This window comes from Acidimicrobiia bacterium (assembly GCA_030584185.1).
In the GTDB taxonomy this organism is placed as follows: domain Bacteria; phylum Actinomycetota; class Acidimicrobiia; order Spongiisociales; family UBA11373.
This window is the reverse complement of sequence record CP129495.1, coordinates 193834-210923: the sequence shown is the minus strand read 5'-3', so window position 1 is coordinate 210923 and position 17090 is coordinate 193834. Positions and strand designations below refer to the sequence as shown.

Genomic DNA, 17090 nt, shown 5'->3' with positions numbered 1-17090 from the left:
CCCTAACCGGGCCCGAAACCCACCCTCCCACGCCCTCGCTTCGCTCGGACCACACCACCAGGTCGCCGGTTCAAATCCGGCCAGCCCGACGAGGCCGCACCCGGCCCCAAGAGGGTCGGGTGGCCTCAGCCCCTAACCGGGCCCGAAACCCACCCTCCCACGCCCTCGCTTCGCTCGGACCACACCACCAGGTCGCCGGTTCAAATCCGGCCAGCCCGACGAGGCCGCACCCGGCCCCAAGAGGGTCGGGTGGCCTCGGCCCCTAACCGGGCCCGAAACCCACCCTCCCACGCCCTCGCTTCGCTCGGACCACACCACCAGGTCGCCGGTTCAAATCCGGCCAGCCCGACCGACGCCGCGCTCAGGCGGTCGGGCGGCGAGGCGGTCATCGCTACGATCATCGCAACCGACCTGCGGAGGAACGCCATGACCACCCGTATCGCCACGATCGTGCTCGCACTGACGGTGGTGGTCGGTGCCTGCGGAGACGACACCTCGGTGTTCGACCTCGCCGTCGGCGACTGCTTCGACGATCCTCCCTCTGTGGCCGACGAGGTCGAAGCGGTCACCACCGTCGACTGCACCCAACCCCACGACAACGAGATCTACTTCGAGTACCAGATGACCGAGGCGGTGTACCCCGGTCGAGAAGAGACGATGAACCTGGCCGCCACTCGATGCCTGGCCGAGTTCGAACCATTCGTCGGAATGCCGTACGCCGACTCCGACCTCGATCTGTTCCCGATCACGCCAACGGCCGAGAGCTGGGAGAACGGGGACCGGGTGGTCTACTGCGCCATCTACGCCCTCGACCTGAGCAAGCTGACCGGCTCGATGCGCGGGGCGGCAAGATGACGGGGGGCGTCACCAGGTGAGCCCACCCCGGAAGGCGTCTCGTCCATGCGGCTGACTTCGGCGATGCTGGCCGACGCCGCTCAGGTCACCGCCGGAAAGCTGTACGTGCTCGGTGGTGCGTTCGACACCATCACCGCTCGCTCGTTCCCGGTCGTGTACCGGAGCCTGGCGGTGGTCCTGGTGGCAGAGGTGGGTCCCGCCGACCGCAACAGAGACCTCGGCCTGCGAATCGCCCTCTTCGACGAGGACGGCAACCACATGGGGGTCGAGTCGCAGGGCAACCTCAGGGTGGGGGCCCCGGCGTCGATACCCCCGGGGGCGGCGACCGTCGTGCCACTGGTCGGGGCCTTCGGGAACGTTCGGTTCCCCAACCCTGGCGGCTACGTCTTCGTGGTCGACCATGATGGGGAGGAGCTGGCGCGGATCCCGTTTCGGCTGCGCTCGACGCCGTGATCCTCACGATTCCCAACGCGGTGTCGGCGGTTCGGATCTCTCTGATACCCGTGTTCGTCTGGCTTCTCGTCGGGCGTGACGATCCAACCGCCGCCGGGCTGCTGCTCGGCTTCATCGGGGCGACCGACTGGGTGGACGGGTATCTGGCCCGTCGCCTCGGACAGGTGTCCGAGCTGGGCAAGATCCTGGACCCGATCGCCGATCGCGCCGCCGTCATGACCGCACTCCTGGCCGGCTGGGCGGCCGGCGTCTTGCCGGGTTGGTTCACGCTCGCCGTCCTGGCGCGAGAGCTGTTGGTGATCACCGGCACCGGCTGGGCGGTGGCCCGACGGGGAGTGAGGATTCCGGTGCGGCGCGTGGGCAAGGTGGCCACCTTCGCGATCTACTTCGCCTTGCCCGGCTTCATGCTCCACGCAGGCGGCGAGGGAGAGTTCTTTCGATGGTTCGCCTGGGTGGTGGGCATCACGGGGTTGGCCCTCTACTGGTACGCCGCCGCCTTGTATGCCCGGGACGTGCTCGCCCTCGTCGGGCGGGACGACAGCCAGGTATCCTCGACACTTCGAGACAACGAGGAGCCGAAGTGACCCCGCCTGGGGACCGCCGCTACACAGACCAGCACGAATGGGTGCTCCCGAGCGCCGAAGGAGTACGGATCGGGATCACCGACTACGCCCAGGACGCTCTCGGCGACGTCGTGTTCGTCGACCTTCCCGAGGTGGGGAGGGTCGTCGAGGCCGGCGACACCATCGTCGAGGTCGAGTCGACCAAGTCCCTGGCCGAGGTATACGCCCCGTGCGCAGGCACGATCCTGGCCGTCAACACCGAGCTCGCCGCCCGCCCCGAGATCATCAACGCCGACCCCTACGGCGAAGCCTGGTTCGTGGAGATCGCTCCCGCAGATCCCGGATCGATCGAGTCGCTCCTCGACGCCGAGGCGTACGAGCGGCTCATCGCATGACCTTCGACCGTTGGTCGAAGGTTGCCGCTGTTTCGCCGGTCGCAGCGTTACGATTGGACGGTGACACACGACTCGCCTCAGGAAACGGGTGAGGGCGAGGCCACCGAGACCCACGACTCCCTGGCACCGGACGTCGACACACCCGTCCACGGTCTGAAGGGATGGGCACTGATGGTGGCGTCGGGCCCGCGTTCGGGTCTCTACTGGACGGTGGGGGATGAGGTGCTGGCGGGTCGCGATCCGGACGCCACCATTTTCCTCGACGACGTGACCGTCTCGCGTCGGCATGCTCGGTTCGAGCTGCGTGGCGGCCGGCTTTTCGTCACCGACATGGGGTCCACCAATGGCACCTATGTCAACGGGACCCGTCAGGAAGAAGCCGAGCTCGTCGCTGGCGACGAGGTGATCATCGGCAGATTCCGGTTGGGTGTGGTGCGCGGCTCATGAAGGCGGCGGCCCGTATCGGAATCGGCGAAGCGGCCGAGGCACTCAAGTCCGAGTTCCCGGATGTGACCGTCTCCAAGATCCGATTCCTCGAGGCGGAGGGCCTCATCAACCCTCCTCGCACCCGCTCCGGGTACCGGGAGTTCGGTCCAGAGGACCTGGAGCGGATCCGATACGTGCTCCGGCAGCAGCGTGACCACTTCCTGCCCCTACGCGTGATCAAGGCGAAGATGACCGCCTGGGAGCGGGGCGAGTCGACTGCGCCGGCACCGGCAGCCGGGCCTCCCGCCGGTGCGTACTTCGCCTCAGACGGGCGCAATCTGGGTGCTTCCGAGGCGGCGGAGGCGGCCGGTGTTCCCGAGACGCTCGTGCGCCAGCTGCTCGAACACGGGGTGCTCGTCGCTCCTCAGGGTGGGGCCGCCGCATTCGACTCCGATGACGTGGCAGTCCTGCGGGCCGCCTACCGCATGGTGGGCCACGGCCTGGAGGCCCGCCACCTGCGAACGATCCGGCTGGGCGCCAACCGCGAGGTCGATCTGTTCCGGCAACTCGCCGGGCCGATGCTTCGCCATGCCACCCCGGCTGCCCGCCGTCAGGCGGCCGAGATGCTCGCCGACGTCGCTCAGGCGGCGCGCGAGATGCAGGAGGCCATGGTGAGAGCCGACCTGCGCGAAACACTGGGCCGCTGACGTGGCGACATTCACTTCGATCGTCCTGACGCTCGCCCTCGGTGCCGGCAGTGTCGTGCCCGGCCTGAAGCCGGTCGATCTGCCGCCACCGCCAATGCCGGTGTTTCCCGCCCTTGAGGCGCCTGCCATCGATGCCTCGTCGTGGAAGGTCTATTCGGCGACGCGTGAGGCTGAGATCGGCTCCAAGAACCCGGATGCGCAGTCGGCCCCGGCATCGATCACCAAGCTGCTCACCGCCATCCTCGTCGTCGAGAACCTGTCACTCGACTCGCAGGCCACCGTGTCCACTCGGGCCGGCAGCACGCCGATCGGGTACGTGGGTCAGGAGGATGTTCGCACCGGAGAGACCTGGGTGGTACGAGACCTGCTCTCCCTGATCATGGTGGGTTCGGGCAACGTGGCGTCGGCCACGCTCGGCGAAGCCGTCTCCGGCAGCCCCGAGGCCTTCGCCGTCCTGATGAACCAGAAGGCGCAGGCCATCGGAATGGCGAACAGCCACTTCGTCAACGCCCACGGCCTCGACGCCGAGGGCCAGGTCTCGACGGCAAACGACCTGATCGCTCTCGGCCGCGAGGCGCTGCTTCATCCCGACGTCCTGGCCACGACGAGGATAAAGAGCATCCCGTTTCGGCTGGCCCCCAGGGAGTTCACCGTCGACTCGACCAACCGCCTGCTGGGGGTGTTTCCCGGCTACCTCGGTCTCAAGACGGGGGACACCGTCAGCGCCGGCCAGGTGCTCCTCTCCTACACCGAGACCCAGCATGATCGGATCCTGGCCGTTGTGCTCGGATCGAAGGGACGGCGCGTCGCCACGCGCGAGCTCGTCGCATGGGCGATGACGACCATGGGCCCCCGCGACCACTTCTTCGCTCCGGTCGTGGGAACCGAGCTCGCCCTGCTCCTTCCCGAGTGGTACCTGCCCCGGCTGGCGGCGGCAGGCGGGTTGGATGGCGGCGAACCGACGGCTCCCGATCGAACGCCCCTCACCGACGATCTCAACGCCCGGTTCCGGGAGATGCTGCCGGTTCTGCTCGGAGGCGACCCGTGAAGCCACTCGCCGAGGTCGTCGACGCCGACACCATCCGGCGACGGGTGGCCGAACTGGGAGCAGCGATCACCGCCGACTACGCAGGCAGGGACCCTGTGCTGCTCGGGGTGCTCAACGGCGCCGTTCCATTCCTCGCCGATCTCAGCCGGAGGCTCCCGCCCGAGTTCGAGATCGACTTCCTCAGCCTGACCCGATTCGGCGACGAGGGCAGGGTGGCGATAGCCGTCGACTCTGCCACACCGCTCACCGGACGCGACGTCATCGTCGTCGAGGACATCGTGGACACCGGGCTCACCCTGTCCTACCTCCTCGGTCTCCTGGGGACCAGGAACCCGGCATCCCTCGCCACGGTGACTCTGGTCGACAAGGTCACCCGGCGAATAGTCGACGTCGACCTCGAGTACCGGGGGTTCGAGGTGGGTGACGAGTTCCTGCTCGGGTACGGCCTGGACTGGGAGGGGAGATACCGCAACCTGCCTTCACTCTGGGCCGTGCTCGACCTCGCCGTATTCCGGGGAGATCCGGACATCCTGGCACGGCGTGTGTTCTCGGAGGCCGGGTAGGCTGAAGTCATGACGCCGGAGGGCATCCCCGTCGAGTTGGTGGGGGTACGCATCGAGCTCCCCACCAACACTCCGATCGTGCTGCTGCGCGAGACGGGAGCCTCTCGTTACCTGCCCATCTTCATCGGGGCCTCGGAGGCGACCGCCATCGCCCTGGCGCTAGAAGGCATCGAACCCCAGAGGCCGATGACCCACGATCTGCTGCGTGATGTAGTCGAGGCGTTGGGAGCGACGGTGGACGGGGTCCTCGTGACCGCCCTGCGTGACGGCGTGTTCTTCGCCGACCTCGTCCTGAGGCGTCAGGCCGAGGAGCTGAGGGTGTCGTCGCGTCCCTCCGACGCCATCGCTCTTGCGGCTCGCGCCGACGCCCCGATCTCGGTGGCATCGGCGGTCCTCGACGAGGCGGGAGTCGAGATCAGAGACGAGGACGAGGAGACCGAAGTGGAGCGCTTCCGCTCGTTCCTCGATTCGGTGACGCCCGAAGATTTCGACCGCAATCAATGAGTCCAGGAGCGCCCTTGCGGGAGTTGTCCACAGGGGTTGTTGACAACTCGACGCCGCCTCTCCTAACTTCATCACCGTAGTTCCACGAACCCGAATTACGGGCGTGTAAGCTTGCGGCAACTCGAGGAGGGCGTCGTGACCATCGAGCAAGGGTATCGAGCACCCCAGGTGTGCAACGTCGTCGGCATCAGCTACCGACAGCTCGACTACTGGGCACGAACCGATCTGCTTCGTCCCTCCCTCGCCGCCGCCAATGGGTCCGGCACCCAGCGAATGTACTCGTTCGGCGACATAGTGCAGCTCCGTGTCGTGAAGCGGCTGCTCGACGCCGGGATGAGCCTCAAGAAGATTCGCCAGGCCATGGATCTGCTGCGGGAGCAGCTCGACAGCGACACGCCCCTCACCGACGTCACCCTGCTCTCCGACGGCAACACCATCTACGCGGCCCACAGTGCCGACGAAGTGGTGGACGTCTTCCGGCGGGGCCAGGGAGTTTTCGGCATAGCCGTCGGGCCGGTTCAGGCCGAGTTGGAGGGGGAGATCCACCGCCTCTTCCCGGAGTCGGGCGACGCCGCCATGCCCGCAACGATGGAGGCGTGACCTGACACTGGACTTCCAGAGCCCTGCCGATCTCGCCGATTTCGCCCACGACAGCGAGAGGCAGTTCGCACGGCTCCTCGACTTCTACGGGATCACCTGGGAGTACGAGCCGAAGTCGTTCGCCATCGAGTTCGACGAGTCGGGGGAGCCCTCGGGATGGTTCACCCCAGACTTCTACCTCCCCGACGAGGGGATCTTCATCGAGATCACCACGATGAACCAGAAGCTGGTCACCAAGAAGAACCGCAAGGTCCGACTCCTCGCCGAACACCATCCCGAAGTCAGATGCAAGATCTTCTACCAGCGAGACTTCCTCCATCTGCTGATCAAGTACGACCTGGAGCCGCCGTTGGAGATGGATGCCATGCCCGCTCCGACGCGCATTCCCGGGCCCATCCAGGTGGTGAATCTGGGCGATTCGCAGACCGGCTGAGGCGGAGGGATCGCCGCCCACCCGGTCTAGAGTTCCGCCGGTGACGCTCCTCGCCCGGTCGCCGTTGCACGAGGCTCACCAGCGCCTGGGCGCCAGGTTCACCCACTTCGGGGGCTGGGAGATGCCGCTGCAGTACCGAGGCGCCCTCGCCGAGCACGGCGCGGTCCGCTCATCGGTGGGAGCTTTCGACGTCTCCCATCTCGGGAGGTTCGCTCTCGACGGAAGCGGCGCCGTTGCCGCCGTGGACCGGCTCCTCAGCAACGACCTGAACCGAATCGAACCTGGCCGTGCCCAGTACTCCTTGATGCTGGACGAACGGGGCGGCGTGATCGACGACATCATCCTCTGGTGGTCCACCGCAGGACGCCTCATCGTTCTGCCCAACGCCGCCAACCATGATCGGGTGCGGCACGCATTCGTCGTCCAGCCTGACTGTGCGGTCACCGACCTGCGGCCAGACACCGTGCTGCTCGCAGTCCAGGGACCAGGGTCGGCCCAGGTGCTCGAGACCGTCATCGGCGAGTGCCCGAAGCGGTTCCGGGTGCTCGAGGGGGATGGCTGGACGGCGGCGGGCACCGGGTACACGGGAGAGAGCGGAGCCGAGGTCATGCTTCCCATCGAGACCGCCTCCTCCGTGTTCGAGGCACTCATCACAGCCGGTGCCGAGCCTTGTGGTCTGGCGTCGCGAGACATCCTGCGCCTCGAGATGGGGTACCCCCTGTGGGGCCAGGACATCGACCACACGACCTCACCCCTGGAGGCCGGCCTGGAGTGGGCGGTTGGATGGGACCACGAGTTCGTGGGCCGCGGCGCCCTGGCTGCCCTACGCCACCGGCCACTCGATCGTGCCCTGATCGGCTTCGCCCTGGAGGGGCGGCGCGTGCCCCGGACCGGATACACCGTTCGGTCCGAAGGACGCTCCGGTCGGGTCACGTCGGGGAACTTCAGCCCGGCCCTCGGCGTGGGCATCGGCCTCGCATACGTCTCGCCACCGGCCCGGGCCGGTGAGCCGATGGCGATGGCGATTCGGGACGAGTGGGTACCGGGCCGTTTCGTCGACCCTCCCTTCGTGAGACGCTGATGGACTTCACCCCGCACAGCGAAGGCGACCTGGCGCGAATGCTCTCGGTGCTCGGCCTCGCCTCCGAGTCCGAGCTCTTTGCTCATCTACCCGACGGAGTGGCCTTGGCGGCGCCAGACCCCGGCCTGCCCCCGCCCATGTCGGAGCCCGAGCTCATGGCGCACGTCGACACCCTGGCCGCTCGAAACTCCTCACGACTGATCTGTTTCGCCGGCGGCGGGTTCTACGACCACCACCTGCCACCCGTGGTCCGCGCCCTGAGCTCACGGCCCGAGTTCGTCACCTCGTACACGCCGTATCAGTCGGAGGCGGCACAAGGCGTGCTCCAGGCACTGTGGGAGTACCAGTCGCTGATATCCACAATCACGGGACTGCCCGTCGCCAACGCATCCCTCTACGACGGCGCAACCGCCGGGCTGGAGGCGGTCAACCTGGCCCTGGCCGAGACCGGTCGGGAGTCGGTGTGGGTGTCCCGAGGCGTGCACCCCCGAACCCGGCAGGTGATCGCCACCTTCGCTCGGGTTCGTGACTTCGAACTGCACGAGCTCCCTCTCCTCGATGGACGCACGGTGTGGGAAGCCGGCACCGGGCCACCCCCGGCGGCCGTGCTGTTCTCACAGCCCAATCACCTCGGCGTGATCGAGGACTACTCGGCGGCGGTGCAGACGGCACACCTTGCCGGTGCCCTGGCGGTGGCCGAGGTGGACCCGATGTTGCTCGGTGTGCTGCGCCGGCCCGGAGACGCCGGCTGCGACCTCGCCGTCGGCGAAGGCCAGCCACTGGGAAGCCCCCTCTCCTTCGGCGGGCCGGCACTCGGCCTATTCGCCGCTTCGCGACCCCTGATGCGCCGTGTTCCGGGCCGCCTGGTGGGCAGGACCATCGACTCGTCGGGCCGGACTGGCTACACCCTGACCCTGCGCACCCGGGAGCAGGACATTCGCCGGGAGAAGGCCTCCTCGAACATCTGCACCAACCAGACGCTCATCGCCATCGCCGCCGCCGTCCATCTCGCCTGGCTCGGCCCCGAGGGCCTGGCATCGGTCGGGAGGCAGAGCGTGGCCCGGGCCCACCACCTCGCACATCGACTCTCGGCCATCCCCGGTGTTCGCCTCGGGGTCGGCTCCCGCTTCGCTCGAGAGTTCCCGATCCTGCTTCCTGCGGATCCCGAGGTCGTCATCGACCGGATGGCGGAGCGCGGGTTCCTCGCCGGAATCCCGATCGGTGGCGACCTTCCGGAGTTCCCCGGCGGCCTGCTGGTCGCCGTCACCGAGAAGCGGACGCGAGAACAGTTGGATGGATACGCCCAGGCGTTGGAGGAGGTCCTGGCCGATGCCTGAACCAGGAGGCCGTGCCACATCGCTGCCGCTGATGGGTGGGGGAGCGGAGCCCCATCTCGGCGAGCTCTCGGCTCCGGGGCGCCGCGCCTGGTCGCTACCCGACCTCGACGTCGACGAGATGCCCGAACTCCCGGAATTGGCCTCGACCCCGCCTGCCCTGCCGGAGCTGGCCGAGAGGGACCTGGTCGCGCACTTCTCCCGCCTGGCACATCGCAACTTCGCCGTCGACCTCGGTGCCTATCCGCTCGGCTCGTGCACCATGAAGTACAACCCGAAGGTGTGCGACTGGGCGGCGGAGCATCCCGGGTTCCGTGATCTGCATCCGGCGACGCCGGCCCGGCACGCCGCCGGAGCGCTTGAAGTCCTGCTGCGAGCCGAGGAGCTTCTCTGTGCTCTCACCGGGATGGCCCGTGCCACGTTCCAGCCGCCTGCGGGCGCTTCCGGGGAACTGACCGGACTGCTCATCACGCGCGCCTATCACGACGCCACGGGCCGCAGCCCGCGCACGATTCTGATCCCCGACTCCGCGCACGGCACCAACCCCGCCTCGGTGACCCTCGCCGGGTTCAAGGCCCGCCAGGTGCCGAGTGACGCGAGAGGAATGGTCGATCTCGAGGCCCTGAGATCGGCAGTGGACGAGGACACCGCCGGACTCATGCTCACCAACCCGAACACACTCGGCCTGTTCGAACAGGACGTCGTCGAGATCGCCTCCATCGTCCATGCGGTGGATGGGCTCGTCTACTACGACGGCGCCAACCTGAACGCCATCCTCGGAGTGGTCCGTCCCGGGGACATGGGCTTCGACATAGTCCACTCCAACCTTCACAAGACCTTCGCCACACCCCACGGAGGAGGCGGCCCGGGTGCAGGGCCGGTCGCGGTGGTGGACCGGCTGGTCCGGTTCCTGCCTGGCCCGTTGCCGGAGATGGGCGATTCAGGACCTCGATGGGTGATGCCCTCCGACTCGATCGGTCGCATCCATGGTCAGCACGGCAACTTCCTGGTGGTCCTCAGGGCCCTGTGCTACATGCTCGCCCTGGGAGGGGCCGGGATGCGTCGGGTCGCCGAACGATCGGTGCTGAACGCCCGGTACCTGGCCAGGCTGCTCGACCCGATCTACCAGATCCCCTACGACGCACCATGCATGCACGAGTTCGTCGCTTCGGCCGCGGCACTGAAGCGGGCCACCGGCGTGCGAGCAATGGATGTTGCCAAGGCACTGCTCGACCGGGGCTTTCACGCTCCAACCGTGTACTTTCCACTGATAGTCGAGGAGGCACTGATGATCGAACCCACCGAGACCGAGTCCCGCGAGACGGTCGAGGCCATCGCTGCCGCCTTCAACGAGATCGCCGAGATCGCCCGCAGCGAACCCGGTCGGATGACAGCGGCGCCCCATCTCACACCGGTCTCTCGTCTCGACGACGCCGCCGCCGCCCGCCGCCCCGTCCTCACGTGGCATGACCTGGCGGGTGAGCCGACATGAGCCGGCTTGCAGCCGATGGGACCAAGCTGGCCGCACGCCGATGGGAACCGGACGGGAGGGCTCGCTCGACGATCGTGCTGGTCCACGGGATCGCCGAGCACTCCGGTCGCTACGAGCATGTGGGATCGGCCCTGGCGGCTCACGGCCACCAGGTCGTGGCAACCGACCTTCGGGGTTTTGGCGCCTCCGGCGGCCGGCGGGCGTTCGTCGAGCGCTGGGATCAGTATCTCGACGATCTCGAAGGAGATGTGTCGGGTTGTCGCTCCGACGTTCCCACCGTACTCATGGGGCACTCGATGGGAGGGCTGGTCGCACTGTCCTACGTGCTGTCGGATCGCACCCGGCCCGACCTACTCGTCCTCAGCGCTCCGGCGATCTCGGCGCGGATTTCTCCGGTGAAGCGGATGGCGGCTCGCGTCCTCGGTGTTCTCGCCCCACGTGTCTCGATCGACAACGGTCTGGACGGCTCCATGCTCTCGCGCGACCCCGAGGTGGGCCACAGGTACTTCGCGGACCCCCTGGTACACCCTCGAACCACGCTGGCCCTTGGACGCCATGCCCTGGCCGCACAGCGCCTGGTGAGACGACGGTTGTCTGATCTCGACATCTCCACGCTGGTGCTCCATGGGGCGGAGGACCAGATCGTTCCGGAGCCGGTGAGCCGGCCATTGGAATCGCTGCCCGGAGTCGAGCGCATCGTGTTCCCTGGCTTCAGGCACGAGTCGTTCAACGAGGACGGGGGGGCGGTCGCCGTCGCTGCCGTCGCCGATTGGCTGAACGGTCAGATCGCCTCGACGCCCCGGTAGCCGTCGGCGACCCGCAGCCTCACCTGCTGTCTCGTGTCTTCATCACAGAAGGCGGCATCGATGGCTGCCATGGTGATCGTCTCCAGGTCTCCAAGACTCATTCCCTGACGCTCGACGGCGAAGGCGAGCTCTCGTGAGGGACTGGTTGCGCTCATCAGGCGGTTGTCGGTGTTGATGGTTACCACGAAGCCGCTGCGGTGCAGCCTCCCAAGGGGATGGTCCTTGGGGCGTGCATAGATCTTGGTGTCGAGGTTGGAGGTCGGGCACACCTCGAGGGCGATGCGACGCTCGAGCACCTCACCGGCCACCGGTCCCGGCCGCCCGTCTTCGTCCAGGTCCTCCACGATGCGCACACCGTGACCGAGACGCTCGGCCCCGCAGGCCAGGGCGTCGGCGATGCTCTCGACTCCGGCGCCCTCGCCGGCATGAATTGTGATGTGAAGCCCACCTTCGGCCGCCGCTCGCAACGCGCAGGAATGGCCGCTCGCCGGAAACCCCGCCTCAGGGCCGGCCAGATCGAACCCGACGACACCTCTGCCCACGAAGCCCAGGGCCGCGGCGACGACCTCCTCGGAGTCGGTGTCCTGGCGCATCGCATCGACGATGACCCTGGCCGTCATCCCGAACTCGGCCTCACCCCGGGTGAGGCCTTCGAGTACCCCGGCAATGGCCTCGCTCCGGCTCATTCCGCGGCTCAGGTGGAGGCTGGGAGCGAAGCGCATCTCGGCGTAGACGACACCGTCGGCCGCCAGGTCTGCGACCGCCTCATAGGCCACCCGGGCCATTGCCTCGGGCGTCTGCATCACACCGAACGTATGCCGGAACGCTTCGAGGTACTGAGCGAGGGAGGCGGCACCCGCCTGATGGAACCAGGCCTCGAGAGATCCCGCATCGCGAGCAGGCAAACCCTCGTATCCCACTTCGCGGGCCAGGTCGAGAACGGTCGATGCACGCAACCCTCCGTCGAGGTGGTCGTGGAGAACGACCTTGGGGAGTGCCTCGATGGTGTAGCCGACCACGAGGCGAGGCTAGCGGCGACGGGTGGCGACGACCTCCACCGGCTGGCCGAGACCACTCCCATCGATTCGGCCCGGCCCGCACTCCTCCCGGACGCGGGACCCTGGGCGCGCCCCGTACACTCCGGCCATGGACCCGCTGCCGATCGCCCTGGCGCTGCTCGTCGCCATAGCCACCGCCTCGGGGGCCGCCCTCCTGGCGCGAAGGCGCGGGATCCGGCTCCGCACGGCGGTGTTCAATGCCAGGGCGCTGCTGGAGCGCGAGACCGCGCGCGCCCTCGACGAGGGTCGCCGGGCCGAGGCCCTGACCCTGGCCGAAGCGGAGGCCGGTTGGGCGGCACGAATGGCCAACCGCAGAGTCCTCGACCTCCAGGCCGAGGTCGAACGCCTCGGCCTCGAGTCCTCCCGCCTGAGCAAGGATGCCTCTCAGGCCGAGCAGCGAGTCGACGAGCTGACCGCAGAGCTGCGTGCTCTGGCGGAGGACGGTCGCAGTCGCGAGGCCCGGGCAGAGTCTGCAGAGAACCGCTTGGCCGAGATCGAGACCGAACTCGCCACGGCGCTCGAATCGCTGGCCGCAGCACGAGCCGACAAGAAGCGAGCCGACGCCATCCTCTCCGACGCGGTCTCGGCGCAAGAGCATCGGTCCGCCCTGCAGCGCATCATCGAGCTGGAGGAGCAGCTGCTGCACGCAGGGGAAGGGGACGAGGAGTCGCAGCTCGCCGTCGAGATCGATCGTCTTCGAGACCTCCTCGAGACCCGCAACGCACTCGTCGAGTCGCTTCAAGCCGAGGCCGAGAGGCTGGATCGCGAGGTTCGTCTGGTGCGTGACGAGGCGGACCGCCGGGTGGAGGCGGCTCGAGCCGAGTTGGAGAACTCGGCCCCACCTCCTGACATCCTGCTGGTACGCCAGGCGGAGATCACCGAACTCCAGGACCGGCTCACCCAGCTGACTGCGGTGCGCAACGCCGAGGCGACCCGGCTCACCGAGCGGATCGCCGCCCTCGAGCGCCTCTACGTCGAGGTGGACGTCCGCGAGGCGAGGATCAGCGACCTGGAACAAGAGCTGAAGTCCACCGTGGAAGCACTGGATACGGTGAACGCCGAGAAGGCGCCACTCGCCGCCCGCCTCGAGGAGCTCTCTGCCGAACTGAGTGCTGCCCGGGCCGAGGCCGAGGAGGCAGCCCGGCTGCGTCGGGAGTTGGAACAGGCTCGGCGGCAGCTCCTCGCCGTTGCCGCCGAGCCCTCGCTCGATCGGGTTCGCGCCGAGTTGCGTCAGGTCCGCGCCCTCCTTGCAGCAGAGAGGGAACGAAATTCCCGTCTGGTGAGAAGGACCGCTGTCGCCGGAACCGGGGCGACGACGCGTGCCGGCGAGCGGGTTGTCGCCCTCCGCCTGCAGGTGGCGGAGCTCGAGTCGCGGTTGGAGAGCGGCAGAGCCATGGCGGACGACGTCACCCGGATCAAGGGGATCGGTCCGAAGATCGCAACGATCCTGGCCGAGCACGACATCACCTCGATCGAGCAGATAGCGCGCTTCACGAAGGACGACATCGCCAGGATCGCCCCGCTGCTCCCGGTGTATCCAGGACGAATAGTCGACGACGCCTGGGTGCGGCAGGCCCGAGAGATGGTCGCCACATGGGATCAGACGACCTGACCGGGAAGCTGCTGGTGGCCGCCCCCGCCCTGGGTGATCCCAACTTCCTGGCGACGGTGGTCCTGCTCATAGACCGCGACGCCCAGGGGGCCATAGGGGTGGTTCTCAACGATCCGACGACGCTCCCGGTGATCGACCATGTCCCCGAATGGGCGGAGGCGATCCTGCCTCCACAGGTGGTGTTTCGCGGGGGCCCGGTGGAGCCCGATGTGGCGATCGCCCTCTCACGCGGACCGGCGCTCCAATCGGACCGGACCGTCATCGATGGCGTGCACCTGGTCGACCTCGTCGGCATGCAGGTGACGGCCTCCCCCCACCGGATCTTCGCCGGCTACTCGGGATGGGGACGCCATCAGCTGGAGCACGAGCTGGAGAGAGAGGACTGGATCGTGGTGGAGGCGACCGCTGCCGACGTGTTCACGGCGCGCCCCGGCGACCTGTGGCGAACGGTCCTGGAGCGCCGATTCGGAGACCTGGGAGTACTCAGGTTCTTCCCGCGCCACCCGTCGTTGAACTGAGCGACACCGGCTCAGGGAACGTACTGCTCCACGAGCTCGGTCACCTTCCCCTGATTGACGTAGAGCCAGACGCTGCACCACTCGCCAGGGCAGGCGAGGAAGGATGCGGCGTTCGGCCATGCCCCGGCGCCGACGGCGACCAGCTCGATCGTCGAGCCGTTCACGTAGTACGCCATGGCACCCGGGGCCAGGTCGACCGAGTACGTCTTCGGGTTCTTGTTCCGGATGTAGTAGTCGAACGCCTCGTAGCCGTCCTCGGTGGCGGCGGTGACTGCGGCCGCGCCCGTGAAGAAGCAGGCGAGATCGAAGGTCAACGTGCCGCCGGAGATGCCCTCCACATAGCCGAACCACACGCCATCGCCCAGGATCGTCTCCCCGGTGATGCATCCCGAGCCGTTGGGACCCTCGCTGCCGGGAAGCACATCGGGGAAGAAGTCGCCGTCGGTGGTGAACAGGGGCGGGGGAGTGGTCGTGGGTGGCGGTTCTGATGTAGTGGTTGCCGGAGGGATCGTGGTTGTCGGCGGTGCCTCAGATGTCGTGCTGCCCTCCGGCGTCGTGGTCGAGGTCGCCGGCGGCGGCTCGCTGGTCGTGCCCGGGACGGTGGTGGTCGTGGCCGCGTCGTCGTCGCCGCAGGCAGCCAGGAGGACGGCCATCACCACGCCGAGAAGGAACATGGAACGCTTCACTTCCGCCTCCATCGAATAGGCCTGCCCAATCATCCCACCTCCCGGGAGATCGGTGTGGCATTGCCCGACGCCCAGGTCGATCGGGCTCTTCGTCGCGACCTCTTCGGTCGGCCAACTGGCCTGTCGCCTCGCCCCGTCCGTGGAGGATCGGCCCCCACCCGGACCCGGCCCATCGACGACCACCGAGGTCGTGGAGCCGTCGCGAAGGCGCGTGTCACCCACATCGACGAGACTTGGCTCGTGGACGGGCCTTCGATCCTGCATGCCGACCTCGACGCCTTCTTCGCCTCGGTGGAGGTGCGCGACGACCCGTCGCTTCGGGATCGACCGGTGGCGGTAGGCGGGGGAGTGGTACTCGCCGCCACCTACCAGGCGCGCGCCATGGAGGTCAATGCCCCCATGAACGCAGCGACGGCCCGACTCCGATGCCCCTCGCTGATCATCGTGAAGCCCCGCTTCGACGCCTACGTCGCCGCCAGCCGGGCGGTGATGGAGATCCTCGAGCGCTACACCCCGAGGATCGAGAAGATCTCGATCGACGAGGCCTTCCTCGACGTCTCCGGCTCGCGCCGCCTCTTCGGGTCGGGTCCGGAGATCGCCGGGCGCATCCGAGACGACGTCCGCGCCGAGGTCGACCTGCCGATATCGGTCGGAGTGGCCACCACCAAGCACCTGGCGAAGATCGCAAGCAGAGTTGCGAAGCCCGATGGCCTCTGCGTCGTACCAGCAGGAGGGGAGTCGGAGTTTCTCGCACCCCTCCCAGTGGGCTTCATCTGGGGCGTTGGTCCGGTCGCTCAGCGAAAGCTGGCCGGATACGGGATCTGCACGATCGGCGAGTTGGCCGCCCTGGCTCCCCCGACCATCGAGGCTTGGATGGGGGAGCACTGGGGCGCACATCTGTGGGCGCTCGCCAACAACCGCGATCCGCGCCCCGTCCACGGCAAGGCCACCGCCGGATCGGTCGGGGCCCAGTCCGCCGGCGACGCCACCGACATCGACAAGCGCCGCAACACACTCCTGGCGCTCGCCGACCGGGTCGGGTCGCGTCTCCGACGAAAAGGTTTCGCAGGCCGCAGGGTCTCGGTGGCTGTCCGCTTCGACGACATGACCTCGGTCACGCGCGCCACCACACTGCCTGCCCCCATCGCCGAGACCGACCCGATCTACGCCCTCGCATCGTCCCTGGCGGACTCCCTGGTCGCAGAGCGCGCCGAGGGCCGACGCGTCACCCTGGTCGGCATCAGCGTCTCCCTGCTCGCCCGAACACCTCACCTGCAGCTGACCCTGGATGTCGACCCGCAGGCATCAGAGGGCGTGCGCCCGGGGAGCCCGCACCACCTCCGTCGACGGGAGCTCGATCGAGCCGTCGACCTGGTTCGAAACCGTTACGGAAGGGATGCAGTGCGCCGGGCGGCACTTGCCGGCGCCAAGCCCGAGGTCCGGGCTCCCACCGAGCAGCTCGACGAGGATGGGGAGTAGAACCGAGACGAAAGAGGAGTGGGCGTCCCTTCACCGTCTCCGTTACTTGACAGAACGTGGATTATGGGCGCTCGGATGGCAAGACCGGGAACACCCACATCTCACCCTTCAGCCGTCTCTCAGTGCCCTGGGCTCCAGGGTCGCACCTCGCAAGCCCGTGGCTGCGACGTACAGGTGCTCGAAGGCCGCCGCCAGGTCGCCTGGATCCCGACTCAGGTCCCGCTCGACGTCGTCCAGGGCCGACTCGATCACATAGATGCCATCGTTGATCCGGCCCAGGTCCCGCTCCGATACCACCGCCAGACCTTCGGCGAGCCCCATTCGGGACGCGAGCAGGCGCGCCTCGTAGGCGCGCTGGCGGTGGCTGCGCCGGCAGTACTTCCGCGGGCGCCCTCCGCCGCCGTAGGCGATCCCCCGGCGACACCACTCACATCTGCCCTGTTGCGTCACGGTGACGATTTTAGGGAATGTCCGGGG

General features: G+C 68.0%; 21 protein-coding genes. 18 read left to right on the top strand and 3 right to left on the bottom strand.

From position 1 onward, the window contains the following. Positions 1–426 precede the first annotated feature (426 nt). The 15 genes from QY307_01075 to QY307_01005 all read left to right on the top strand — a co-directional run bounded on the left by QY307_01075 (position 427) and on the right by QY307_01005 (position 11260). Complete coding sequence (locus QY307_01075) at positions 427–855, top strand: septum formation family protein (protein WKZ82874.1); 429 nt, start codon at positions 427–429, stop codon at positions 853–855. Positions 856–900: 45 nt separating this feature from the next. Further along, positions 901–1308 carry a hypothetical protein gene (locus QY307_01070; protein ID WKZ82873.1) on the top strand — a complete coding sequence of 136 codons (408 nt, stop codon included), beginning with the start codon at positions 901–903 and terminating at the stop codon, positions 1306–1308. Continuing rightward, the gene (locus QY307_01065; protein ID WKZ82872.1) at positions 1305–1892 is read left to right on the top strand and encodes a CDP-alcohol phosphatidyltransferase family protein; all 588 of its coding nucleotides are present in this window, start codon (positions 1305–1307) and stop codon (positions 1890–1892) included. Before QY307_01070 ends, QY307_01065 begins: the two co-directional genes overlap by 4 nt. After that, positions 1889–2266, top strand: coding sequence for a glycine cleavage system protein GcvH (gene gcvH, locus QY307_01060; GenBank protein WKZ82871.1), 378 nt, complete (start codon positions 1889–1891; stop codon positions 2264–2266). Before QY307_01065 ends, gcvH begins: the two co-directional genes overlap by 4 nt. A 60-nt stretch (positions 2267–2326) precedes the next feature. Next, positions 2327–2713 (top strand): FHA domain-containing protein, encoded by a 387-nt coding sequence (locus tag QY307_01055; protein ID WKZ82870.1) that lies wholly within the window; start codon positions 2327–2329, stop codon positions 2711–2713. Beyond that, positions 2710–3399, top strand: a complete 690-nt coding sequence (locus tag QY307_01050; protein WKZ82869.1) for a MerR family transcriptional regulator — start codon at positions 2710–2712, stop codon at positions 3397–3399. Before QY307_01055 ends, QY307_01050 begins: the two co-directional genes overlap by 4 nt. A gap of 1 nt (position 3400) precedes the next feature. Further along, positions 3401–4447 (top strand): serine hydrolase, encoded by a 1047-nt coding sequence (locus QY307_01045; protein ID WKZ82868.1) that lies wholly within the window; start codon positions 3401–3403, stop codon positions 4445–4447. Then, the gene (gene hpt / locus QY307_01040) at positions 4444–5010 is read left to right on the top strand and encodes a hypoxanthine phosphoribosyltransferase (protein WKZ82867.1); all 567 of its coding nucleotides are present in this window, start codon (positions 4444–4446) and stop codon (positions 5008–5010) included. The genes QY307_01045 and hpt overlap by 4 nt, the downstream gene beginning before the upstream one ends. Positions 5011–5019: 9 nt before the next feature. Continuing rightward, positions 5020–5514, top strand: a complete 495-nt coding sequence (locus QY307_01035; protein ID WKZ82866.1) for a bifunctional nuclease family protein — start codon at positions 5020–5022, stop codon at positions 5512–5514. A 135-nt stretch (positions 5515–5649) separates the two neighbouring features. Beyond that, positions 5650–6114, top strand: a complete 465-nt coding sequence (locus tag QY307_01030; protein ID WKZ82865.1) for a MerR family transcriptional regulator — start codon at positions 5650–5652, stop codon at positions 6112–6114. Between the two features lie 214 nt (positions 6115–6328). Further along, complete coding sequence (locus QY307_01025; GenBank protein ID WKZ82864.1) at positions 6329–6547, top strand: hypothetical protein; 219 nt, start codon at positions 6329–6331, stop codon at positions 6545–6547. A gap of 40 nt (positions 6548–6587) precedes the next feature. Continuing rightward, positions 6588–7628, top strand: a complete 1041-nt coding sequence (gene gcvT, locus QY307_01020; protein ID WKZ82863.1) for a glycine cleavage system aminomethyltransferase GcvT — start codon at positions 6588–6590, stop codon at positions 7626–7628. Next, entirely contained in the window at positions 7628–8965 is a 1338-nt protein-coding gene (gene gcvPA, locus QY307_01015) for an aminomethyl-transferring glycine dehydrogenase subunit GcvPA (protein WKZ82862.1), read from the top strand. Before gcvT ends, gcvPA begins: the two co-directional genes overlap by 1 nt. Before the next feature lie 31 nt (positions 8966–8996). Beyond that, a complete protein-coding gene (gene gcvPB / locus QY307_01010; protein WKZ83730.1) occupies positions 8997–10454 on the top strand; it encodes an aminomethyl-transferring glycine dehydrogenase subunit GcvPB in 1458 nt (485 codons plus the stop codon). After that, a complete protein-coding gene (locus QY307_01005; protein ID WKZ82861.1) occupies positions 10451–11260 on the top strand; it encodes a lysophospholipase in 810 nt (269 codons plus the stop codon). The genes gcvPB and QY307_01005 overlap by 4 nt, the downstream gene beginning before the upstream one ends. Here QY307_01005 and add read toward each other — a convergent pair. Beyond that, the gene (add, locus tag QY307_01000; GenBank protein ID WKZ82860.1) at positions 11236–12279 is read right to left on the bottom strand and encodes an adenosine deaminase; all 1044 of its coding nucleotides are present in this window, start codon (positions 12277–12279) and stop codon (positions 11236–11238) included. The two genes, QY307_01005 and add, sit on opposite strands and share 25 nt — an antisense overlap. A 127-nt stretch (positions 12280–12406) precedes the next feature. On the opposite strand from add, the gene QY307_00995 reads away from it, so the two are divergent. Together QY307_00995 and QY307_00990 are read left to right on the top strand one after the other, a co-directional pair. Then, positions 12407–13930, top strand: a complete 1524-nt coding sequence (locus QY307_00995; GenBank protein WKZ82859.1) for a helix-hairpin-helix domain-containing protein — start codon at positions 12407–12409, stop codon at positions 13928–13930. Continuing rightward, complete coding sequence (locus QY307_00990; protein WKZ82858.1) at positions 13912–14448, top strand: YqgE/AlgH family protein; 537 nt, start codon at positions 13912–13914, stop codon at positions 14446–14448. Before QY307_00995 ends, QY307_00990 begins: the two co-directional genes overlap by 19 nt. An 11-nt stretch (positions 14449–14459) precedes the next feature. Here QY307_00990 and QY307_00985 read toward each other — a convergent pair whose 3' ends face one another. Next, positions 14460–15167, bottom strand: coding sequence for a hypothetical protein (locus tag QY307_00985; protein WKZ82857.1), 708 nt, complete (start codon positions 15165–15167; stop codon positions 14460–14462). Positions 15168–15374: 207 nt separating this feature from the next. Here QY307_00985 and dinB point away from each other — a divergent pair, with 207 nt between their 5' ends. Next, entirely contained in the window at positions 15375–16613 is a 1239-nt protein-coding gene (dinB, locus tag QY307_00980; GenBank protein WKZ82856.1) for a DNA polymerase IV, read from the top strand. 108 nt (positions 16614–16721) lie between these two features. Here dinB and QY307_00975 read toward each other — a convergent pair whose 3' ends face one another. Continuing rightward, complete coding sequence (locus tag QY307_00975; GenBank protein WKZ82855.1) at positions 16722–17063, bottom strand: hypothetical protein; 342 nt, start codon at positions 17061–17063, stop codon at positions 16722–16724. Positions 17064–17090 lie beyond the last annotated feature (27 nt).